The sequence below is a fragment of the Parabacteroides distasonis genome (assembly GCF_004793765.1).
Lineage (GTDB): Bacteria > Bacteroidota > Bacteroidia > Bacteroidales > Tannerellaceae > Parabacteroides > Parabacteroides distasonis_A.
The window spans coordinates 27,812-51,062 of sequence record NZ_SRYM01000005.1; the positions used below are offsets into that span (position 1 = coordinate 27,812).

The 23,251-nt window shown below is 49.1% G+C and carries 15 protein-coding genes; 12 read left to right on the top strand and 3 right to left on the bottom strand.

Going from position 1 to position 23,251, the window contains the following annotated elements:
• Positions 1–6 precede the first annotated feature (6 nt).
• From E5342_RS02705 to E5342_RS02740, 8 genes are all read left to right on the top strand, one after another.
• Complete coding sequence (locus E5342_RS02705; RefSeq protein WP_121736465.1) at positions 7–1,032, top strand: efflux RND transporter periplasmic adaptor subunit; 1,026 nt, start codon at positions 7–9, stop codon at positions 1,030–1,032.
• 6 nt (positions 1,033–1,038) lie between these two features.
• Positions 1,039–4,158 carry an efflux RND transporter permease subunit gene (locus tag E5342_RS02710; protein WP_121736464.1) on the top strand — a complete coding sequence of 1,040 codons (3,120 nt, stop codon included), beginning with the start codon at positions 1,039–1,041 and terminating at the stop codon, positions 4,156–4,158.
• Between the two features lie 171 nt (positions 4,159–4,329).
• The gene (locus tag E5342_RS02715; RefSeq protein WP_005861968.1) at positions 4,330–4,623 is read left to right on the top strand and encodes a PG0541 family transporter-associated protein; all 294 of its coding nucleotides are present in this window, start codon (positions 4,330–4,332) and stop codon (positions 4,621–4,623) included.
• Positions 4,624–4,659: 36 nt separating this feature from the next.
• Positions 4,660–5,883 carry an NADH:flavin oxidoreductase gene (locus tag E5342_RS02720; protein WP_121736463.1) on the top strand — a complete coding sequence of 408 codons (1,224 nt, stop codon included), beginning with the start codon at positions 4,660–4,662 and terminating at the stop codon, positions 5,881–5,883.
• Positions 5,883–6,674, top strand: a complete 792-nt coding sequence (locus E5342_RS02725; RefSeq protein WP_135958771.1) for an SDR family NAD(P)-dependent oxidoreductase — start codon at positions 5,883–5,885, stop codon at positions 6,672–6,674. The genes E5342_RS02720 and E5342_RS02725 overlap by 1 nt, the downstream gene beginning before the upstream one ends.
• A gap of 136 nt (positions 6,675–6,810) precedes the next feature.
• Complete coding sequence (locus tag E5342_RS02730; RefSeq protein WP_135958772.1) at positions 6,811–7,395, top strand: 50S ribosomal protein L25/general stress protein Ctc; 585 nt, start codon at positions 6,811–6,813, stop codon at positions 7,393–7,395.
• A gap of 84 nt (positions 7,396–7,479) precedes the next feature.
• Complete coding sequence (pth, locus tag E5342_RS02735; protein WP_135958773.1) at positions 7,480–8,043, top strand: aminoacyl-tRNA hydrolase; 564 nt, start codon at positions 7,480–7,482, stop codon at positions 8,041–8,043.
• 21 nt (positions 8,044–8,064) lie between these two features.
• Positions 8,065–8,493, top strand: coding sequence for an RNA-binding S4 domain-containing protein (locus tag E5342_RS02740; RefSeq protein ID WP_135958774.1), 429 nt, complete (start codon positions 8,065–8,067; stop codon positions 8,491–8,493).
• Between the two features lie 178 nt (positions 8,494–8,671).
• Here the strand turns inward: E5342_RS02740 and E5342_RS02745 are convergent, their stop codons facing one another.
• The 3 genes from E5342_RS02745 to E5342_RS02755 form a co-directional block, all read right to left on the bottom strand.
• On the bottom strand, positions 8,672–9,142 hold the full coding sequence (locus E5342_RS02745; RefSeq protein ID WP_135958775.1) for a toxin-antitoxin system YwqK family antitoxin: 471 nt from the start codon (positions 9,140–9,142) through the stop codon (positions 8,672–8,674).
• A gap of 102 nt (positions 9,143–9,244) precedes the next feature.
• Complete coding sequence (locus tag E5342_RS02750) at positions 9,245–10,888, bottom strand: Ig-like domain-containing protein (RefSeq protein WP_135958776.1); 1,644 nt, start codon at positions 10,886–10,888, stop codon at positions 9,245–9,247.
• 44 nt (positions 10,889–10,932) lie between these two features.
• The gene (locus E5342_RS02755; RefSeq protein WP_057329471.1) at positions 10,933–13,731 is read right to left on the bottom strand and encodes a TonB-dependent receptor; all 2,799 of its coding nucleotides are present in this window, start codon (positions 13,729–13,731) and stop codon (positions 10,933–10,935) included.
• 196 nt (positions 13,732–13,927) lie between these two features.
• Here E5342_RS02755 and E5342_RS02760 point away from each other — a divergent pair, with 196 nt between their 5' ends.
• From E5342_RS02760 to asnB, 4 genes are all read left to right on the top strand, one after another.
• Positions 13,928–15,199 carry a DUF3843 family protein gene (locus E5342_RS02760; protein ID WP_135958777.1) on the top strand — a complete coding sequence of 424 codons (1,272 nt, stop codon included), beginning with the start codon at positions 13,928–13,930 and terminating at the stop codon, positions 15,197–15,199.
• A 303-nt stretch (positions 15,200–15,502) separates the two neighbouring features.
• The gene (gene gltB / locus E5342_RS02765; protein WP_135958778.1) at positions 15,503–20,020 is read left to right on the top strand and encodes a glutamate synthase large subunit; all 4,518 of its coding nucleotides are present in this window, start codon (positions 15,503–15,505) and stop codon (positions 20,018–20,020) included.
• A gap of 25 nt (positions 20,021–20,045) precedes the next feature.
• A complete protein-coding gene (locus tag E5342_RS02770; protein WP_135958779.1) occupies positions 20,046–21,470 on the top strand; it encodes a glutamate synthase subunit beta in 1,425 nt (474 codons plus the stop codon).
• 26 nt (positions 21,471–21,496) lie between these two features.
• Positions 21,497–23,161 carry an asparagine synthase B gene (asnB, locus tag E5342_RS02775; protein WP_135958780.1) on the top strand — a complete coding sequence of 555 codons (1,665 nt, stop codon included), beginning with the start codon at positions 21,497–21,499 and terminating at the stop codon, positions 23,159–23,161.
• Positions 23,162–23,251 lie beyond the last annotated feature (90 nt).

A 23,251-nucleotide genomic window follows, 5' to 3' on the forward strand; every position in this document is an offset into this window, starting at 1 on the left:
AATCATATGAAAACAAGTCAAATGCTAAAAGTAATACCGGTAGTTACATTGACCCTCCTGATGTCTTGCTCGGGTAACAAGAGTGAGGAAGCCACAGAAATACAGAATGAGAAAGTAAAGGTAAAGGTGGAGACGGTCTCTGTTCAAGACGTAGAGCAACTCAGTGAATTTACCGCTACGGTGGAAGCGAATATCAAAAATAATATCGCTCCTCAAACCCCGTTCCGTATCGAGAAAATCTTCGCCGAGGTAGGCGATCATGTACAAGCCGGACAGTTATTGGCAAAGATGGACGCTACCAGCTTGAAACAGGCAAAGATACAATTGGATAACCAAGAGATCGAGTTTAAACGTATTGACGAATTGTATAAGGTAGGGGGTGCTTCCAAATCCGCTTGGGATGCCCAAAAGACTTCCTTGGAAGTGGCTCGTGAGACGTATAAGAACTTGGTAGAGAATACCCAATTACTAAGCCCGATCAGCGGAGTCGTAACCGCCCGCAACTACGATAGCGGCGATATGTACAGCGGTGGAACCCCCATCTATACGGTAGAGGGAATACGTCCGGTCAAATTAATGGTGAATGTCTCCGAGAGTCTTTTCACGAAAGTGAAGAAAGGCCATGAGGCAGATATCTGGCTAGATGTGTACGGAGACGAGGTTTTCAAGGGTAAAGTCAACTTGGTTTACCCAACGATCGATCCCGCTACCCGCACGTTCCCCGTGGAGATCAAGATCGCCAACTCGGATGAGCGAGTACGACCGGGTATGTTCGCCCGGGTGACGATGAGTTTCGGCCATATGGATCACGTGGTGGCTCCGGATCGCTCTATCGTAAAACAATCAGGCGCCGGCGACCGGTATATATATGTATGCAAAGACGGCAAGGTCTCCTACCAGAAGGTGGAGCTAGGACGCCGTATGGGTGATAAATATGAGATCATATCCGGAGTGGAGGATGGCGACCAAGTGGTTATCACAGGGCAAAGCCGCTTGACGAACGGTATGGAAGTTGAAATCGAAAACGAATAACGGACTATGAGTTTATATGGAACAGCGGTAAGAAAGCCCGTATCGACCGCCCTTGTATTTGTGGCGATCGTGATCTTCGGACTTTTTTCCTTAAGCAGGTTATCAGTAGACTTGCTTCCGGAGATAGAAACGAACACCATCATGGTAATGACGGCCTATCCCGGCGCCAGTGCTTCGGATATTGAGATGAATGTTTCGAAGCCCTTGGAAAACGTGTTGAATAGCGTAAGCGACTTGAAGCATATCACGTCGCAATCCCGTGAGAATATATCGATAGTAACGTTGGAATTTAATTATGGCATCGATATCGATGTCGCCACGAACGATGTCCGCGACAAACTGGACATGGTGGAGTCTTCCCTACCCGATGACGTAGAGAATCCGATCATCTTCAAGTTCGGTACAGACGATATCCCCATCTTGATCCTTTCCGTGACCGCGGAGGAGAGCACGAACGCTCTTTACAAGATCTTGGACGATAAGGTATCCAACCCATTGGCACGTATCAGCGGCGTGGGTGCCGTGTCTATCTCCGGAACGCCGATCCGTGAGTTGCAAGTGTATTGCGACCCATACAAGCTGGAGGCTTATGGGCAGACCATCGAAGGAATCTCTAACATCATCGCACAAGAGAACCGGAACACACCGGGAGGTAGCGTAGATATCGGCTCCAATACCTACTCCTTGCGTGTTCAAGGAGAATTCACGGACGCTAAGCAAATGCTGGATCTAGTAATCGGTAGCCAAAACGGAAAGAACGTATATCTGCGCGACGTGGCCCGTGTAGAGGACAGTATCGAGGAACGTGCGCAAGAGACGTTCAACAACGGTACGAAAGGTGGTATGATCGTCATCCAGAAACAGTCCGGAGCAAACTCGGTAAACATCGCCAAGAAGGTACACCAGAAACTTCCGGAGATACAGGCCAGTTTGCCATCCGACGTGAAACTGGATATAATCATGGATACTTCCACGAATATCTTGAATACGATCGACAGCTTGAAAGAGACGATCATGATCACCTTTATCATCGTTATGTTGGTGGTATTCGTGTTCTTGGGACGTTGGAGGGCTACGTTTATCATTATCTTGACCATCCCGATCTCCCTGATCGCTTCTTTCGCTTATTTGCTGGCCTCGGGTAATACGTTAAATATAATCTCGTTGAGCTCACTTTCTATCGCTATCGGCATGGTGGTGGATGACGCTATCGTGGTATTGGAGAACGTAACTACTCATATCGAACGGGGTAGCCAGCCAAAACAGGCTGCCATACACGCCACGAACGAGGTGGCTATCTCGGTTATCGCCTCCACCCTTACGATGTTGGCGGTGTTCTTGCCGTTGACTATGGTTACGGGTATGGCGGGTATCTTATTTAAGCAGTTGGGATGGATCGTTAGTATTATCATGATCGTTTCTACGGTAGGCGCCTTAACATTGACCCCGATGCTTTGCTCGCAATTATTACGCCTACAACCGGAGAAGGGTAAATTGTACCGGATGTTCTTCACACCTATCGAAAAGGGCTTGAACGCTTTGGATCGGGGTTACGGACGCTTCTTGAACTGGGCCGTACGCCACCGAAAAACAGTGATCGTAGGCGCTACGCTAATCTTCATCGGAAGTATGATGCTGATCACAGTCATCAAGACGGAATTTTTCCCGACGCAAGATAACGCACGCATCGGTATAACGATTGAGTTGCCAATCGGTACACGACAGGATATTACCCGTGAGTTAGCTCTCGACATCGATAAGAAGTTCCGTGAGAAATATCCGGAGATCCAGATCAGTAACTTCACTGAAGGTACGGCGGATACGGATAACACCTTCGCCCAGCTAAGCAATAACGGTACGCATATTATCGAGTTCAATATAAATCTGACTAGCGTGGGCGACCGTGAGAGAGGTCTTACCGAGATTTGCGAGTTGATGCGACAGGACTTAGCCCAATACAGCGAGATCAAGAAATTCGAGGTACTCGCCGGAGGGCAGGAAGGTTCTATGGGTGGAGAAACCTCGGTTAACATCGAGATCTATGGCTTTGATTTCGCCCAGACGGATGCCGTGGCGAATGAGATCGCCCGTCGTATGAGAAATGTAAAAGGATGTTCGCAAGCAAATATCAGCCGTGAGGATTATATCCCAGAATACCAAATCGACTTCGACCGGGAGAAACTGGCTATCAACGGGCTAAACGTAACAACCGCCTCCATGTATCTCCGGAACCGTATAAATGGTTCCACCGCTTCAAAATATCGTGAGGATGGAGATGAGTATGATATCAAGGTACGCTACGCCCCCGAGTTCCGAGAGTCCGTAGAGGATCTTGAGAATATCTTGATCTATAACAATGAGGGCAAAGGCATCCGCATCCGTGATTTAGGCAAGGTAGTGGAACGTATGACTCCCCCGACCATCGAGCGTAAAGACCGTGAGCGTGTGATCACTGTATCTGCCGTAGCGGGTAAGGGAGCGGCATTGAGCGACTTGGTTGCCGCCGCCCGGAACGAGTTGAAACAAATGGATATCCCATCCGACGTAAGTTGGCAGTTGGGTGGAACATTCGAAGATCAGCAGGATACATTTACCGATTTGGGTATCTTGATGGTATTGATTATCATCCTAGTATTCATTGTGATGGCTGCCCAGTTCGAGTCGTTGGTGGACCCGTTCGTGATCATGTTCTCTATCCCGTTCGCCTTTACGGGTATCGTATTGGGATTGGCAGTTACGCAGACACCTTTAGGAGTTATGGCCTTGATCGGCGTAATCATGTTGATGGGTATCGTGGTTAAGAACGGTATCGTGCTGATCGACTATACGATCTTATGCCGGGAACGTGGCATGGGTATTATCACGTCGGTAGTGACTGCCGGTAAATCCCGTCTCCGTCCGGTATTGATGACAACGTTGACGACCGTATTGGGTATGATCCCGATGGCGGTGGGAACCGGCGAGGGCTCCGAGATGTGGCGCTCGATGGGTATGACCGTGGCTTGGGGTCTTTCCGTATCCACCTTGATTACCTTGATTATTGTTCCGACGGTCTATGCCGTATTCGCCGCCAACGGCATAAAACGAAGACGCCGCAAAATAAGAAAGGCATTACGAAATAATTAATTATCTTTACGTACCATAGGGAAGCCGAGGCCAAGCAAACCTCGATGGGCATTGTTAAGTCGTAACAATGCCCATTGTAAGGTGCTTACGATGCCCATTATAAGCAGGCTTGAATGCCCATCGTAAGAAAAGCCTCCCTACGGGTATGCGATCTCATAAAAAAACAACTATATGAAAGCGATATTTATATCTTTCAATCAAGCGTATTACGAGACCATCGTCAATATCATGGACCGTAATAACCTTAAAGGTTTTACCTATTGGGATGTCGTGCAAGGACGGGGAAGTAAAACAGGCGAGCCACATTACGGCAATCACGCTTGGCCTACCTTGAATTCAGCCATCCTTACGATGGTAGAAGACGAGAAGGTCGATCATTTTCTGGAAATCCTACACAACTTAGACAAGGAAACGGAAGCACAAGGGCTTCGGGCCTTCGTCTGGAATATAGAGAAAACTATCTAACTTAATTTTTCGGAACAACTATATTAATCTATTGATATGGACAAATCAATCCTGTTTACACCCGGTAAGATCGGTCCGCTAACACTTAGGAACCGCACGATCCGGGCCGCCGCATTCGAGAGTATGTGCCTGGGAAACGCTCCCTCGGAGCAGTTATTCAACTATCATACATCCGTAGCCGCCGGAGGGATCGGCATGACGAACATAGCTTATGCCGCCGTGACGCAAAGCGGCTTGTCGTTCGAGCGTCAGCTGTGGATGCGTCCGGATATTATTCCCGGCCTCCGCAAGCTCACCGACGCTATCCATAAAGAGGGAGCCGCCGCTTCCATCCAGTTAGGCCATTGCGGTAATATGTCGCATAAGCGGATTTGCGGATGCACGCCTATCTCAGCATCCAGCGGTTTCAACCTCTACTCTCCCACGATCGTACGAGGTATGAAACAATCCGAGATCGCTTCCATGGCTCGTGCCTATGGTGAAGCCGTACGATTGGCACGTGAGGCAGGTATGGACGCTGTCGAGATCCATGCCGGGCATGGTTATCTGATCAGCCAATTCCTTTCCCCGTACACCAACCACCGGAAAGACGAATATGGAGGAAGCCTTGAGAACCGTATGCGCTTCATGAGAATGTGTATGGAAGAGGTGATGAAAGCAGCAGGTTCCGACATGGCCGTAACCGTAAAGACCAATATGCGGGACGGGTTCAAGGGAGGACTTGAAATAGACGAATGCCTAGAAGTAGCCCGTACACTCCAAGACCAATGCGGAGCGCATGCCTTAGTACTAAGCGGTGGATTCGTGAGCCGTGCCCCCATGTATGTAATGCGGGGAGAAATGCCGATCCGTACGATGGCGTATTATATGCCTAGGGGCTATCTACCGATTGGAATCCGCATGATGGGTAAATATATGATTCCCTCGGAACCGTTTAAGGAGGCTTACTTCCTTGAAGATGCGTTGAAATTCCGCAAAGCCTTACATTTACCTCTTATTTACGTAGGAGGATTGGTCTCCAGAGACAAGATCGAGGAGGTACTGAACGACGGATTCGAGTTTGTGGCCATGGCACGCGCTTTGGTGAACGAGCCGGGCTTCGTCAACCGTATGAAAGAAGACGAGCACGCCCGTTGCGATTGTGGGCATAGCAACTATTGTATCGCCCGTATGTATAGCGAGGATATGGTCTGTCATAAGAACGTGAAAGGTCTTCCGGAATGTATCGTACGTGAAATCAAAAGGCTTGAATATAAATAATGGAAAAGAAATGGGCTTTAGTCACGGGGGCCAGCTCCGGAATAGGTCTCGCCTATGCCGAGGAGCTAGCCTCACGAGGCTATCAGTTAGTGATCGTCAGCAATGAGGAGCAGGCGATCCGGGAGAAAGGCGAGTTTCTCTCCGAGAAATATGGTATAGAAGTTTTGCCGCTTTATCGTGACCTTGCGATCCCGGGGGCGGCCAAGGAACTGTATGATGCTTGCCAAGAGAAAAACATCCCTGTAGAGGTATTGGTCAATAACGCCGGTATGTTTTATTTCTGCGAGACCTTACAAGCTAAGGCCAACATCGTCGAGAAAATGCTCTACCTCCACGTGACCACTCCTACCCAACTTTGTTATTATTTCGGTCAGGAGATGAAGAAACGGCGTCATGGATATATCCTCAATATGTCATCCCTATCTTGTTGGCTACCTTATCCGGGAATTACGCTGTACGCTTCCACCAAACGATACTTGAAAAGTTTCTCCCGGGGCTTGCGTTCAGAGTTACTGGATTATGGAGTAAGCGTAACCGTACTTTGTCCCGGCGCCGTCGCCACGAATTTATATAACCTAAGCGACAATTTAAAGACCTTAGCGATCCGTCTAGGTATCATGATGCGTCCGGAAAAACTGGCTAAAAAAGGGATTAATGCCTTGTTTCACCACCGGGCTTCCCTATTACCGGGTCTCTTCAACAAAATATGCACACCCCTCGTAGTGCTCCTCCCCCACGGCCTTGTCCGTTGGATCATGCGAACCACGAAATTAGTGAAGCTAGATCGATAATCCGGCAAATAACATACAAAATATTTGTCATATCAAACAAAAATCGTATCTTTGCACCGCTTTTTAGCCCCGTACCGTGTGATGGGAAATTAGGAAGCAGAACAACTAATTTTGAGTAACACAAAAATTAAAGAAAATGAAGACATTTGAGTTAGAAGGAAAAGGAAGAGAGATCGTCGCTCGTTCCGCTGATCAGAAAAGAGCCTTGAAGGCAATGCGTAAGAACAATGAAATTCCCGCTGTATTATACGGTGGCGAAAAAGTAACTCACTTCACGGTTACAAAAGAAGCCGTTCGTAAGTTGGTTTACACTCCGGAGATTTTCGTTGTTGAGTTAAGCATTGACGGTAACAAGACGATGGCAATCGTTAAGGACATACAGTTCCAACCTGTAACTGACGAAATCCTTCACATGGACTTCTTGGAAGTATCTAAGGACAAAGCCGTAGTAATGGAAGTTCCTGTTGTTTTGGAAGGTCACGCAGAAGGTGTTAAAGCTGGTGGTAAGTTGTCTCTTCAAATGAGAAAACTGAAAGTGAAAGCAGTATACGATCAAATCCCTGAAAAGTTGACAATCAATGTAGATCACCTTGGTTTAGGTAAGACTATGCAGGTAGGTGCTTTGCACTTCGAAGGTCTTGAATTGATGAACGCTAAGAACGCTGTTGTTTGCGCCGTTCAATTGACTCGTGCCGCTCGTGGTGCTCAGGCTAAAGGATAATCAGAGGTAAAAGCATTACTACATACATAAAGGGGAGAATATTCATAGAATGTTCTTCCCCTTTCTTTTATAGATTCGAGGATAATGAAATACTTGATAACAGGACTTGGTAATATTGGTTCCGAATATTGGGGAACCCGCCATAATATAGGTTTTCGGGTTGTCAACCATTTGGTAGAGAGCGTAGGAGGCAATTTCACAGAGGAGCGATACGGAGCAATCGCACGCATACGGGTGAAAAACTGTGACTTGATCGTACTAAAACCGAATACCTTTATGAACCTCAGCGGCAACGCCGTTCGGTACTGGTTGCAGAAAGAGAAGGTTCCCGTGGAAAATCTATTGATTGTCGTAGATGATCTGGCATTGCCATTCGGAACCTTACGTCTGAAACCCAAGGGTAGCGACGCCGGGCATAACGGATTGAAGAATATCGCCCAGTTATTGAATACGCAGGAATATTCCCGCCTTCGTTTCGGCATAGGCAGCGATTTCCCACGGGGTGGACAGATCAATTACGTGCTAGGGAAATTTCCCCCGGAGGAATTGCAATTGATGCCAAAGATATTGGATCGTGCGACAGAGATCATCAAAAGCTTCTGCCTCACCGGTATTCAAATCACTATGAATCAATTTAATAATAAATAAAAAGAGACAGAGAATACAGACATGAACGAGGTACGTATCGATAAATGGATGTGGGCGACCCGTATCTTCAAGACCCGCACGATAGCTGCAGAAGCTTGCAAGAAAGGACGTATCATGATAAGTGGAGTAACGATCAAACCTTCCCGCATGATCAAGGTTGGCGATGTGATACAAGTGCGTAAACCGCCGATCACTTTCTCTTTTAAGGTAATCAGATTGATCGAAAATCGTATAGGCGCAAAGCTCGTCCCGAATTATATGGAGAACGTGACACCCCCGGATCAGTATGAGATTCTAGAGATGAATCGTATCTCCGGTTTTGTAAATCGTGCGAAAGGTCTCGGACGTCCTACCAAGAAAGACCGCCGTGAACTGGAGCAATTCACTGAGCCGGAATTCATGGATGACGGATTCGATTTCGAGTTCGACTTTGGAGAAGAGGAAGAGTAGTAAGCATGCTGATTTCCATTCAATTACATTTACCAATATTTTCATCAAGAAGTAAAAGTATTTTCACCTAGAGGTAAAACTGTTTACATGCTGATGTAACGACATTTACCTCTAGAGGAAAAAACATTTACCATTAGAGGTAAATGGCATTACAACGGTATGTAAACGGCAATTATTCCTATTGATTCTCCTCGGAAAGTAGATTCCCCTCCTCATCCCAGCTACGCCAGACACCAGATTTCTTCCCTTCCGTATAGAACATCTCATGCAACAAATTTCCCTTATCGCTCCAGATACGCCAAGGGCCGTCCTTTTGCCCTTCCTTATAAGAAGCCAGGCCGATCAGCTGACCGTTATCGCTATACGTTCGCCATTCACCATGGAAGATCCCGTGATAGTAGGAACGCACCTCGGCGATCTTGCCATCCGGATAATAGATCACATAGGTTCCCTCGGGGCGGCCGTCCTTCAGGTACAGCTCCATCTTGAGCATGCCATCCTCATAGAATTCCGTATAGCGGCCCGTATACGGGGTGGTTTGTGTCTCATCGGTATAGTACTGCCCCTCGCTCAATACCAAGTCTTGCGCCTGCACGGTCAAGGAGGCTCCCGCCAGAAAAGCGGAAAGTAACAATAGCTTTTTATTCATGATACATTCTTATCTAAATTATACATAAAAAGACACCGAGGGATCTTTCCGGATGCCTCAGTGCCTTAAACAAATTCACAACCTATTCAATGCCAAGCTTGATTAATATTCGGTATTTTGAGGATCCCAATTAGCCCAACCAGCAGTCCAGTCATTCTTTCCGTCGAAAGCACCTTTGTAAGTTACTTTCTCGAAGAAGCTGTTGTTCAATACTTCATCGACAAATTCAGCGCCTTGCACAGCTGAAGCTACGACAGAAGAGTAATCACCATCTTTAGAGATAATCTCGTTGGTCGTTGCCAGAGTCCTGTTGCTACCGGCTAGATTGAAGAAGTTCTCACTTACCTTATCATCCTCATAGAAGTTTTTCCACATACCAGCAAAGATCACATTCTTGATGGCAATGCCATCGTTTGCCGTACCTTTCTTATCAGTAGCACGAAGTCCGTAAGGCCAGCCGGTGAATACGGAGTTGTAAACATTCAAGCTGGTGTTACGACGCAGGTGCATGGCTGCCTGGAATTTACCACCCTTGGCACCGTTAGCAGCGTCGGCTGTCTTGGCTTCCACCTCAGCCTGTGTCTTATCGGATACCTTGCCATAGAAAGGACCTATCAAGGTTACGTTGGAGAAGACCGGCTTGGTAAGCGGAGTGTTGGAAGAACCGTCACCGTCGTTATCAGATTCAAAACCGTTGGAGTCTGAAGTATCAGCGATATTCTTATCACGTACGCTCAACAAGAATTGCAGTTTACCCGTATAACCGAAGTCTGTATCGAAATCATCATCCCAGCCTTTGTAAGCGATCAAGTGTTTGGCATTTACCGTTCCACCGAACCATTCGTAAGAATCATCGTTCGAATATGAAACCTGAATGAACTCGACTTCCGTGCCGCTACCAACGCCGCCGAAGGTTAAGCCATTGATTTCCTTGTCTGGCTCCAAAGGATAACCGGCGAACTCGATACGAACGTATTTCAATTTACCGGAACTTTCCGTATTAAACTCATCGGAGGTCGTATTTCCATATAATGTACCAGGTCCTCCTTCGATAGTTGGTTGATTGGTACGATTCACACGAGCGTTACCACAAATAATCAGACCGCCCCAGTCACCTGTCAAACGTTTACCCGGCTCTTTATCGGATGTAAAGACGATCGGTTTGTCAACAGTACCTTCGGCGATGATCTTTGCGCCCGGCTCGATAATCAAGGAAGCGGCTTTCTCGCCCGGACTAACGGACACACCTTTGATAACAGAACCAGCCTCAATAGTCAATGTAGCGCCTGATTTCACGTATACGAAGCCTTTCATGAAGTTCTTGTCGGCAGCGTTGATCGTAAAATCAGTCGTGATATTTCCTTCCAATATCACCTCCTTGGAAGACGAAGCATCATTAGAGACAGTCACGGTACAAGTAGCCGTTTTACCGCCATCCTTCGTAGTTACAGTAATCGTAGCGGAACCTTCGGCCACAGCTGTTACCTTACCGGCATTGACCGTCGCGACCTTTTCATCGGAAGTACTCCATGTAACCGTTTTATCCGTAGCATCACTTGGAGTAATAGCCGCAGACAAGGTAGTGGATTCGCCCACCTTGATAGTAACGGTAGTAGGACTGACTGCCACAGCCGATACAGCTACGGAGCCATCAGGTTTATCATCGTCATCACTACACGATACAGTCCCAAACATAACGGCCATCGTTAACACAGAGGCCAAACCTTTTAAGAGAAATCTGTTCATAATAAAAACATTTTGTTTGTAATAGATATATATTCAATTAAACATCAAAACTTAAGAGAAACACCGATATTGATATCCACTCCCGGGCGATAGCTGCGGATCAGTTGTTCACGCTCACTCTTGCCGCCCTTGTTGTCCGTCAGTTTCACGAACTGCTTGTACTCGACCTTGGAGTTCAACATATCCTGAATTCCCGCCTTGATCTCGACAATCTTGCTAATCTTCTTCGAGAAAGTAAGGTCCAACGAGTTGCGGGGCATCTCATATATATCAGGGATATCCTCGTTCTGGTTCTGCATCGGGACACCGACCGACTCAATACGCTTCCCGATCCGGTTATAGAGCAGGGAGGCGGAAATCCCCTTGTCATCGTACTGGTAGAAAAAGCCGGCATTAACCAAGTAGGGAGATTGCCCTGCCAAAGGGCGATCCCGCTCCGGTGCCCCTTCCTCAAAACGGACACGGCTATAGATATACGCGGCGTTGCACACAAAGCTCAAGCCTCGCAGCCCTATAAAGTCGAGGTTCTTTTTAACGTCCAACTCTACGCCGAAGGTCTCGGCGTTCTTCGCGTTATGATAGGTATATTGCAGGCCGGAACCAGCCTCGTTGTACGTCTCCTCGATAGGATCCTTGAAGTGCTTGTAGAAACCGCCGATCGTGATCATTTCGCCCGCGGCTGGATAGAACTCATAACGAAGATCGATATTGTCAGCATAGGCATTCTTCAGCTCCGTATTTCCCACGATGTTTGCGTCTCGCTCGAAGTTGAAGTACACATAAGGCACTACCTCTCGGAACTCCGGACGGTTGACCGAGCGACCGTAAGCGGCGCGGACCAAATGTTTTTGTGAGAGGTTGTAGGCAACATTAACTGAAGGGAAAAAATCCGTCGTCTTATTATCCAAGTGTACCGGGGTCGTACCGTCCGAGCTATATCCGTCCATCTTCAATTGGTAGTATTCCATACGAACACCGATATTAGCGTTCAACACCTCCCCATAATTCAGTTTAGCGGAGACATAGGCGGCTCCCAACATGTTCTCGGAAGTATAAGAGTCACTGTTCGTAGTTGTCTCACGCATCCATATCTTATCCGCCGAGATATTTTCGTCGCCGAACAACTCCGTATAATCCCAGTCCGCATACCGGTCGTAGCCGCTACCCAACAGGTTGTAGCCAAAGCGACGGGCAGCGAAGGTACGGCTCTTATATTCACCGTAGACACCTCCATTGAGAACAGGAGCGAACCTATCGGATACGGTGAATTTATGTTCGTAGTTGGCGACTATAGAGGCGCTATGATCCTTCAATTCTTGGTAATAACGCATCGGGTCAGAGACATAGTAGTTCGGCTGTTCCGTACGGTTCTCGTCAAGGATGGAGTTCACGATCTTACGATCCGGCTCACGGTAGGAGGCAAAGGCATAGCCCGCCGTCCAATCCACCTTGTTGACATTCTCTCGCAAGGTATGCACACCGCTGATCTGCCCAGAGTAAGTGGTACGCCCGGTATAGAGGGATTCCCATTTACGGATATCCTTGTCGGAATAATAGTTCATTCCTTCCCTTTGTGTCAGAGCGGAAACGCCACGCTGGCTGAAGAAGTTGCGAAGCTCATATTTGCTGCCATCCCGTTGGAATGACCAGTTAAAGAGGGCCCCTAGCTTGGAGGTATTCTTATAGCGGATATCGTTGTACTCAAAGCGGGGACGGGATACGTCGTTCTTCACGTCGTAGGCGATGTAGTTGTTATTCACCGTCTCCGAGTAATCGTACTCGGTACTCCAGTTCAAGTTCGTGATATTTCCGATCTTCCAGCCGCCCACATCATAAGAGCGGTGCGAGGTAAGGGATATCTTCTGATCGGGGATGGCGGTGAACTTGTTGATCCCCCAACGTTGGTTGATTTGGCGGGTAAAGGCAGCCGCCTCATCCGTGGAGTGTTCTCCTAGGTGAGCGGGGAAAGAGGAAGGCAGGTTTCTCACGCCCGCTCCGAATCCAAGGTAATCCTTTGCCGTGCCGTCCGTCAGCTGGAAGTTACGGAAGGTGGCGTTCGTGTTGAAGCCCATTTGGTAGGATACGTTGAAGGTGTTCCCGTCCGGGATATTCTTGGTCATCACCCGCACGAAACCGCCGGAGAAATCCGCCGGAAGCTCGGCCGAAGGGCTCTTGTAGATCATCATGTTATCGATCAAGGAAGAGGGAAGCACATCGAACGAGAAGGCACGGCTGTCCGTCTCGCTGGAAGGGGTCGTGGCATTGTTCAGCCATACATTATTATAACGTTGCGCCAGACCCCGGACCACGATAAAACGATCGTCCACGATGGTGATTCCCGGGATGCGGCGAAGCACCTCGGCGGCATCGCTATCCTGTGTTTTACTGATTTGCTGGGCGGAGATACCATTCACGACCGGAAGGCTCTTGCGTACGGTATTTAATACGGCCATCTCGGTTCCCAATTTCCGTTGGGCCACTACGACCACATTCTGTAATTGGAGGTTAGCGTCGGAAAGCTCGATATTCAACACCGCCTCTTGACGTGCGACTACCGGAACATCCTTTACCGTTTGCGTTTGGTACGACACGTAAGAGGCGGCTACCGTATAAGTACCTGGTCTCACGTTCTCGATACGGAAATTACCGTCTATATCCGTGATAGCGCCAACCGTAGTCCCCTCGATCACGACCGAGGCGCCGATCAACGGTTCTTTCATCTTTGCGTCCGTAACCGTCCCGCAGATAACCCCTGTTTGTGCCCATAGAGAGAATGACAGGAAAACTCCCATCCAGAAAAGCCCTAACCTTTTCAATCTTTTGCCCCTTAAACTCTTTCCCATTATCTTACTATTTATTATTTCATCTTTGATTTCGACGCAAAAGTACGGGGGCGGTATTTCAAAGATGTTTAGATCCGATAACAATAAAGACAACAAATGTCACATTTTTAGGACCTCAACTTTTCCTTATCGTTTGACATAGCTAACATATTTTTACTACATTTGCACTCCTGAATACATAAAGACATCAAATAACATGAAGAACATAAAAATTTTCCCGAAAGATTGGTTGCAGTTGCATCCCTATAAACAAAGCACTCCCGTGGATTCCTATTACACGGGAATAGCGAACCGTATCTACGATATCATGGAGAAGACCGAGTTGGTAAACTCCTTCGAGGGCGAGGAAACAAAGCAGATCTGTATCCGCATGGCCGCCTACTTCGAGGACGTGATCTCCGGCATGGGGATTTGGCGTGCCTTCATCCTTACCCATAAGGAGCTATACGGCAAATACCTCCCCTTCTACACTCCGGACGATCATTATTACGACGATGAGGTGAACCTTGAGGACGTGCGCTTCCTCCTTTGGCATTATACCCAGCAGTATCACGGCTATCGTAAAGGCACTTTCGTCAGTCCGGACAACCCTGCCAACGAATCCACCGGCATGCTTATCTACGACCTGTTCTGCAAAGAGTGGACCACGGCGCCGGAGAATACCCGCATGGCCAAGCTTTTCGCCCTTGATACCCGCTACGAGCGACAAGAGGATTACGACCGTCTATTGCAATGGTTCCATTACGAATCCTATATCCTGCCCGAGTCGGCCCGGGAACTGAGCGACTTCGCCCACGACCGCTGGAAGGAGCAGCCCGACCTCAACCAAGAGCAGCTTAACAACCTGCTCGTCAACAGCCACGGCATGATGGCCTACACCAGCAAGACCTCCTTGCTAGGTCTGACCTCCCCGCAATGGCTGGCAAAGATATTGCCCGCCGAGCATCCCGACCATGCGGTATTTCAGAACACCGCCGACGAGTCTGTAGCTACCCTGCCCGACGATATGCTGGAGGAAAACCGCCAACAATACGAGACTTTCCGCAAAGCCGCAGGTGACAAACTGCTTCTCTATTTCGACAAGACCGAAGATGCACAAACATTTATCACGGAGACTTCCGGCCTTATCCCCGCCGAGAACTTCCATCTTCCCGAGGACTGGCAAGGCAAGAAGCTGGCGATCTACGCCACGCCCGAGGAAGGCGCCCAAGTCATTACCCGAGACGTGGAGCTGATCAAGGATGAGAACAATCCCTTCTACGACTCCAACCGTGCCGCCAAACAAGCGCTCTCTTTCTTCATCGTGAAACATTGCAGCGTTTACTTCCTGAAAGAGCTGGTAGACCGAGGCATGTTGACCGACGCACAAACGAAAAGCCTTACCAGCCCGGAACGTGGCAAGGCGATCATACAAGATAATTGGAAATTCCTATCCCGCTATTTCATCCGAGAATATCCCGATAGATAAAACAGATAGGAAGCGACATCACAATCCGTGACAGCGCTTCCGGAAAAAAAGAAGCACTGTCGCAAAACGTGACGGTGCTTCTTTTTTTAGTTTGTCTTTCATTTAGAAAACTAACCAACCAAATATCTTTCAAATAAAAAGAACAAACCCAATAAATACTTACAAATAGAAACATTAGATAAGATATTCTTATCTTTTCTCCGTTCTTTCGCTCCTGCAAGCAATCACATTATGCCATTAATACCTATATTTGCGAAACAAATTGACGCAATAATCATTTATACGCAAACATAAGGTCAACAAATGAAAACAAACAGAAATCATTTTAATAGCAGACAAGGATTATACGACCCGTCTTATGAACATGACGCTTGTGGAGTAGGAATGTTAGTAAATATCCACGGCGAGAAATCGCACGACATCATCGAATCAGCCCTTAAGGTACTAGAGAACATGAGGCATCGAGGCGCTGAGGGAGCCGATAACAAAACGGGTGACGGAGCGGGAATCTTATTACAGATCCCGCATGAGTTCATCCTCCTGCAAGGAATTCCGGTTCCAGAGAAAGGCAAATATGGCACCGGACTAATCTTTCTCCCCAAAGACGAGGAACAGCAAGCAAGCATCCTCAGTATCCTCATCGAGGAGATCGAGAAAGAGGGATTAACCTTGATGCACTTACGCAAAGTTCCCGTTCATACGGAAATCTTGGGAAAGGACGCACAAGCGACCGAACCAGATATCAAGCAGATATTCATCATCGGCTGCAACGATCAGCAAGAGCTGGAACTAAAGCTATACCTCATACGTAAGCGGGTCGAGAAAAGGGTATCGGCCACCGACCTTCCGGCCAAGGATGATTTCTATATAGCGTCTCTTTCCACCAAAAACATCGTTTACAAAGGCATGCTGGAATCCATGCAGCTACGCCATTACTTTCCGGACCTGACGCAACCTTATTTCACTAGCGGACTGGCCTTGGTACACTCACGTTTCAGCACCAACACCTTCCCCACTTGGAGTCTGGCGCAACCTTTCCGCCTACTGGCACATAACGGGGAAATAAACACGATACGGGGCAACCGGGGATGGATGGAGGCCCGGGAGAGCGTACTCTCCTCCCCCAGAATCCCGGATATCAACGATATACGCCCGATCATCCAGCCGGGCATGAGTGACAGTGCCTCACTGGATAACGTATTGGAATTCTTCGTGGCCTCCGGGATGAGCCTGCCGCATGCCATGGCGATGCTGGTACCGGAGAGTTTCAACGAGAAGAACCCGATCTCCGAAGATCTAAAGGCTTTCTACGAATATCACTCCATCTTGATGGAACCGTGGGACGGGCCTGCCGCCCTGCTCTTTAGCGACGGACGCTACGCTGGAGGCATGCTAGACCGTAACGGTCTCCGCCCCGCCCGTTACCTGATCACGAAACATGACATGATGGTCGTGGCCTCCGAAGTCGGCGTCATGGATTTCGAGCCTAACGAGATCAAGGAAAAAGGCCGTCTGCAACCCGGAAAGATCTTACTCATCGATACTAAGAAAGGCGAGATTTATTACGATAGCGAGCTGAAGGAACAACTGGCGAACGCCCAGCCCTACCGTACTTGGCTGGAGAAAAACCGGGTGGAATTGGACGAGTTGAAATCCGGCCGTAAGATTCCTCATAAGGTAGAGAAATACGACAAGCTACTGTGTACGTTCGGATACAGCCGTGAGGATATCGAACGTATCATCGTACCGATGTGCACGGGAGGGGCGGAACCGGTCGGCTCCATGGGCAACGATACGCCACTGGCCATATTATCCGCCCGTCCGCAAATCCTCTATAATTATTTCCGCCAACAATTCGCCCAAGTAACCAACCCGCCGATCGACCCGATCCGCGAGGAACTCGTCATGAGCCTGACCGAGTATATCGGGGCCGTGGGAAGCAATATCTTAGTTCCAACCGAGAGCCACTGTAAAATGGTTCGGCTGAACCATCCGATCTTGACCAATACACAACTGGATCTCCTGTGTAACATCCGGTATAAGGGCTTTAAAAGTGTTAAGCTCCCCACTTTGTTTGACGCAGAGAAAGGATGCGCAGGACTGAAAGCTGCCTTGGACGAATTATGTAAACAAGCGGAGCAATCCGTCACCGACGGCGTTAACTACATCATTTTAAGCGACAGGAACGTAGATGAGAAAAAAGCGGTGATCCCCTCTCTGTTAGCGGTAAGCGCCGTGCATCACCATCTGATCTCCGTGCAGAAAAGGGTGCAAACAGCGCTGGTAGTGGAAACCGGCGAGATGCGTGAGGTAATGCACGCCGCCCTCTTACTAGGCTACGGAGCCAGTGCCATCAACCCTTATATGGCTTTCGCTATCTTGGATGATCTAGTAGACAGGCAAGAGATACAATTGAATTACGAGACTGCCGAGAAGAATTACGTAAAAGCCATTTGCAAGGGTTTATTCAAGGTTATGAGCAAGATGGGGATCAGCACGATCCGCAGTTACCGGGGAGCAAAGCTTTTCGAGGCGATCGGCCTAAGCCGGGATCTGGCAGATACTTACTTCGGGGGAACCACCAGCAACATCGGTGGTATCCGCTTGGAAGAGATAGCGGCAGACGCGATCGCCATGCATAACGACACATTCTCCCAACCCACGGATTCCTTATTGGAACATAAAGGCATTTATTCCTTCCGCAAGGATGGCGAGAAGCACGCTTGGAACCCGGACACCATTTCCATGCTTCAACTGGCTACCCGCTTGGGGAGCTACAAGAAATTCAAGGAATATTCCCATACGGTCGATGAGAAGGAAAGCCCGATCTTCTTGCGTGACTTCCTGACATTCAAGCGACGCACCCCGATCCCCTTGGAGCAGGTAGAGCCGGAAGAAGCGATCATGCGTCGCTTTGTCACGGGAGCGATGAGCTTCGGTTCTATCAGTCGGGAAGCGCACGAGACGATAGCTATAGCCATGAACAAGATACACGGACGCAGTAACACGGGCGAGGGTGGTGAGGACTCGGCCCGTTTCATCTCCCGTGAGGACGGGTTATCGCTCCGCTCCGCCATCAAGCAAGTAGCCTCCGGACGCTTCGGCGTGACCACGGAATATCTGGTAAACGCCGACGAGATCCAGATCAAGGTCGCCCAAGGAGCGAAACCGGGCGAAGGAGGACAGCTTCCCGGCTATAAGGTGAACGATATCATAGCGAGAACCCGTCACTCGATCCCGGGTATCTCTCTGATCTCTCCCCCACCTCACCACGATATTTACTCGATCGAGGACTTGGCGCAATTGATCTTCGATCTGAAGAACGTGAACCCTCAAGCCGAGATCAGTGTGAAACTCGTATCCGAGAGTGGCGTGGGAACCATCGCCGCCGGTGTAGCCAAGGCAAAAGCGGACCGGATCGTGATCTCCGGGGCGGAAGGAGGAACGGGGGCTTCCCCGATAAGCTCTATCCGTTACGCCGGAATCCCACCCGAGCTAGGACTATCCGAGACTCAACAGACGCTCGTGATGAACGGCCTCCGGGGACAAGTCCGTTTGCAAACAGACGGACAGTTGAAAACCGGACGGGATATCGTATTGATGGCGATGCTGGGTGCCGAGGAGTTTGGATTCGCCACCTCCGCCTTGATCGTCTTAGGCTGTGTGATGATGCGTAAATGCCATATGAACACGTGTCCGGTAGGTGTCGCTACCCAAGATGAGGAATTACGTAAACGCTTTCATGGCCGACACGAATATTTGGTGAATTTCTTCACCTTCCTCGCCCGTGAAGTTCGGGAATATCTGGCAGAGCTAGGCTATACGAAACTAGACGATATCATTGGCCGTACGGACTTACTCATGCGTAAACCTTCCGATCATATCGAGAAACATGATCTATTGGATCTCAGCCGCTTGATCCATCTACCGGAACAAGCCGCCACGCAGGCCATCCATCATGTCACCCGTCAACTCCATGCGATCGACAACGTGAAAGATGTGGATATAATCCGTCACGCGAAGGCCGCCATCGAATCCGGACAGGAAGTATCGTTGGATTACGCGATAGCCAACACCGATCGTTCCGTAGGAGCCATGCTTTCCGGCGAGATCGCCAAGCGGTATGGGAACATCGGGTTACCGGAGAACACCCTGCATATCAAGTTCAAGGGGGCGGCGGGCCAGAGCTTCGGAGCCTTTCTGGCCCACGGCGTACATTTCCGGTTGGAAGGCGAGGCGAACGACTATCTCGGAAAAGGATTGAGTGGCGGACACATCAGTTTAATGCCTCCGGTACGCTCCACCTTTATAGCGGAAGACAATACGATAGCCGGTAATACCTTATTATATGGGGCTACCAGCGGTGAGGTTTATATCAACGGCCGGGTCGGGGAACGTTTCTGCGTGCGAAACTCCGGGGCGATCGCCGTCGTGGAAGGTGTAGGCGACCATTGTTGCGAGTACATGACCGGAGGCCGGGTTGTCGTCTTAGGCAATACAGGCCGGAACTTCGCCGCCGGAATGAGTGGCGGTGTCGCTTACGTATGGAACAAGAACGGTGATTTCGATTACTATTGCAACATGGAAATGGTAGAGCTTTCCTTGATCGAAGATAGCACCTCACGGAAGGAACTTCATGAATTGATCCGCAAGCATTATCATCATACCGGCAGCCATCTAGCCGGATTAATGCTCGATAACTGGAACAAGTACGTGGATGAGTTCATCCAGATCGTCCCGATCGAATACAAGAAAGTACTCCAAGAGGAACAGATGCGCAAGCTCCAACGCAAGATCGCGGAGATGCAGAAAGACTACTAAATATTTACACAAAAACAAGAGAACTATGGGAAACCCAAAAGCATTTCTAACGATACATAGACAAGAGGCGGGCTATCGTCCCGTCCACGAACGTATAGATGATTTCAGCGAGGTAGAACAGACCTTGAACAGCAGCGATCGCCGTACGCAGGCCTCCCGCTGCATGGATTGTGGCGTACCCTTCTGCCACTGGGCCTGCCCGCTGGGTAACAAGCAACCCGAATGGCAAGATTTGTTATACAAAGGCCATTACAAAGAGGCATATCACGTATTGGAGCAGACCGACGACTTCCCGGAGTTCACGGGACGTGTCTGCCCCGCCCTCTGCGAGAAAAGCTGCGTACTGAAACTTAGTTGTGACGAACCTGTCACGATCCGTGAGAATGAGGCGGCTATCGTGGAAGCCGCTTTCCGGGAAGGATACGTACAGCCAATCCAACCGGTACGCAACGGGAAAAAGGTAGCCGTGATCGGTAGCGGTCCCGCCGGATTGACCGTTGCGAACCAATTGAACCGAAAAGGATATGAAGTCACCGTATTCGAGAAAGATGAGTTACCGGGCGGCTTGCTACGCTTCGGCATCCCCAATTTCAAGCTAGGCAAGCACATTATCGATCGCCGTATCCGCATCATGGAGCAAGAAGGGATTCTTTTCCGTGTAAACACGATGGTCGGCAAAGAGATATTAGCGAAAGATGTAGTGAAAGATTTCGACGCTGTTTGCGTAGCGATCGGCGCCGAGGTTCCCCGGGATCTATCTATCGAGGGACGTCATTTAAGAGGCGTACATTTCGCCTTGGAGTTATTAAGCCAGCAGAACCGGATCTTAGAAGGCATCCCGATCCCGCCCAAAAGCCAGATCAATTGCAAAGGCAAGAAAGTCTTAGTGATTGGCGGAGGAGATACGGGTAGCGATTGCGTAGGGACAGCGAACCGTCATGGGGCGGCCTGTGTCACCCAGATCGAGATCATGCCCCAGCCACCCGTCGGACAGAATCCGGCGACACCTTGGCCCATGTATCCCCAAGTACTGAAAACCAGCAGCAGCCATGAGGAAGGTTGTATCCGCCGGTGGAATCTAGCCTCTAACCGTTTTATCGGAGAGAAAAACAATCTGATAGGGGTTGAGGTAGAAGAAGTCGAATGGGTTCCCTCCCCAGACGGAGGCCGTCCGCAGATGAGGCTGACCGGCAAGAAAGAGATCATCGAGGCCGATCTGGTTTTCCTCGCCATGGGCTTCCTGCATCCGGAGCAAGAAGGATTGATCAAAGAACTGCGATTGGCTACCGACAACCGCAATAACATCGCCGTAGACAACGCCGGATATACCGCCAACAGCAACCTATTCGCCTGCGGAGACGCTGTCAGCGGAGCGAGCCTAGTCGTAAAAGCGATGGCCTCCGGCCGTAATGTCGCCCGATCCATCGACCGTTTCTTACAAACCAACTAATTTTCAACTTTCAATTTTTAATGATCATGTGTGGTATAACAGCGATATTCAATATACACGACGGAGCGCAAGCCCTGCGTAAACAAGCGTTATTAATGAGTAAACGAATCCGTCACCGGGGGCCGGACTGGAGTGGTATCTACCAAGGCAAAACCGCTATCTTAGCCCATGAACGCCTTTCCATCGTAGACCCTGCCTCCGGAGGGCAGCCTTTGGTCAGCCCCGACGGGAAACTCATCCTCTGCGTCAACGGAGAAATCTACAACCATCAGGAATTACGAGAACGGTTAAAAGGCGATTACGAGTTCCAAACCGGCTCCGATTGCGAGGTGATCCTCGCCTTATACAAGAAGAAAGGGATTGATTTCATCGAGGATCTCAACGGAATTTTCGCCTTCGCTCTCTATGACGAGGAGAAAGAGGTTTACTTGATCGCCCGTGACCCGATCGGTGTGATCCCGCTCTACATCGGATACGATGACGAGGGACACTTGATGGTATCTTCTGAGTTAAAAGGACTTGAAGGCTTCGCCACTCATTACGAGCCGTTCCTCCCCGGTCATTATTTCTATAGCGAAGACCGTAAACTCACGAGATGGTACACCCGTGACTGGATGGATTACGCCAACGTGAAAGATAATCCTACCGACGTACAACAACTTCACGATGCGCTGGAAGCCGCCGTCAAACGCCAACTGATGAGCGATGTCCCTCATGGCGTCCTTCTATCCGGAGGTCTGGATTCCTCCATCACCTCCGCTATCGCCAAGAAATACGCGGCGAAACGCATCGAGACCAATGGGAAAGCTGACGCATGGTGGCCTCAACTCCACTCGTTCGCCATCGGATTGAAAGATGCCCCGGACTTGCTCGCCGCCCGTAAAGTAGCGGATGCGATCGGTACGGTTCATCATGAGATCCATTATACGATACAAGAAGGATTGGACGCTTTACGAGATGTCATTTATCATATCGAGACCTATGATGTCACTACCGTCCGAGCCTCTACCCCCATGTATTTATTGGCCCGTGTGATCCGGAGCATGGGTATCAAGATGGTACTAAGCGGCGAGGGTGCGGACGAGGTATTCGGGGGATATTTATATTTCCATAAGGCCCCGAACGCACAGGCTTTCCATGAAGAGACCCTGCGTAAATTAAGCAAACTGTATTTATATGATTGCTTGCGCGCGAACAAAAGCCTTTGCGCATGGGGCGTAGAAGGACGAGTGCCGTTCTTGGATAAAGAGTTTCTTGATGTGGCCATGCGTCTGAATCCGGCGGCAAAGATGTGCCCGGGTACGACCATCGAGAAGAAGATACTTCGAGAAGCATTTTCCGACAGCTTGCCCAAGGAGATCGCTTGGCGGCAAAAAGAGCAATTCTCGGATGGGGTAGGCTATGGCTGGATCGATACATTAAAGAAAATAACCTCCGAGTCGGTCACTGATGAAGAGATGGCGAATGCCGCCAAACGATTCCCGATCAATCCACCCCAAAACAAGGAAGAGTATTATTACCGCTCCATCTTTGAAGAGCATTTCCCCAGCGAAAGCGCAGCGAGAAGCGTGCCTTCCATTCCTAGCGTAGCGTGTTCTACCGCAGAGGCTTTAGCTTGGGACTCGGCTTTCAAAAACATGAACGAGCCAAGTGGCAGGGCCATAAAAGACGTACATGAATCCGCTTATTGACGAATATTTCTTTTCTTTAGTAGCAAAATGCACCAACTTTTATGAATAATAAACGCTGGTGCATTTAATTTTTATAATAACTTTGCCAAC

Bases quoted from the DNA above. Each gene is read 5' to 3' on its own strand.
- gltB (WP_135958778.1), top strand. From the start codon at position 15,503: ATGAAAACAAACAGAAATCATTTTAATAGCAGACAAGGATTATACGAC.
- E5342_RS02755 (WP_057329471.1), bottom strand. From the start codon at position 13,731: ATGGGAAAGAGTTTAAGGGGCAAAAGATTGAAAAGGTTAGGGCTTTTC.
- E5342_RS02740 (WP_135958774.1), top strand. From the start codon at position 8,065: ATGAACGAGGTACGTATCGATAAATGGATGTGGGCGACCCGTATCTTC.
- E5342_RS02710 (WP_121736464.1), top strand. From the start codon at position 1,039: ATGAGTTTATATGGAACAGCGGTAAGAAAGCCCGTATCGACCGCCCTT.
- E5342_RS02750 (WP_135958776.1), bottom strand. From the start codon at position 10,888: ATGAACAGATTTCTCTTAAAAGGTTTGGCCTCTGTGTTAACGATGGCC.
- E5342_RS02715 (WP_005861968.1), top strand. From the start codon at position 4,330: ATGAAAGCGATATTTATATCTTTCAATCAAGCGTATTACGAGACCATC.
- E5342_RS02745 (WP_135958775.1), bottom strand. From the start codon at position 9,142: ATGAATAAAAAGCTATTGTTACTTTCCGCTTTTCTGGCGGGAGCCTCC.
- E5342_RS02770 (WP_135958779.1), top strand. From the start codon at position 20,046: ATGGGAAACCCAAAAGCATTTCTAACGATACATAGACAAGAGGCGGGC.
- pth (WP_135958773.1), top strand. From the start codon at position 7,480: ATGAAATACTTGATAACAGGACTTGGTAATATTGGTTCCGAATATTGG.
- E5342_RS02705 (WP_121736465.1), top strand. From the start codon at position 7: ATGAAAACAAGTCAAATGCTAAAAGTAATACCGGTAGTTACATTGACC.
- E5342_RS02720 (WP_121736463.1), top strand. From the start codon at position 4,660: ATGGACAAATCAATCCTGTTTACACCCGGTAAGATCGGTCCGCTAACA.
- E5342_RS02760 (WP_135958777.1), top strand. From the start codon at position 13,928: ATGAAGAACATAAAAATTTTCCCGAAAGATTGGTTGCAGTTGCATCCC.
- E5342_RS02730 (WP_135958772.1), top strand. From the start codon at position 6,811: ATGAAGACATTTGAGTTAGAAGGAAAAGGAAGAGAGATCGTCGCTCGT.
- asnB (WP_135958780.1), top strand. From the start codon at position 21,497: ATGTGTGGTATAACAGCGATATTCAATATACACGACGGAGCGCAAGCC.
- E5342_RS02725 (WP_135958771.1), top strand. From the start codon at position 5,883: ATGGAAAAGAAATGGGCTTTAGTCACGGGGGCCAGCTCCGGAATAGGT.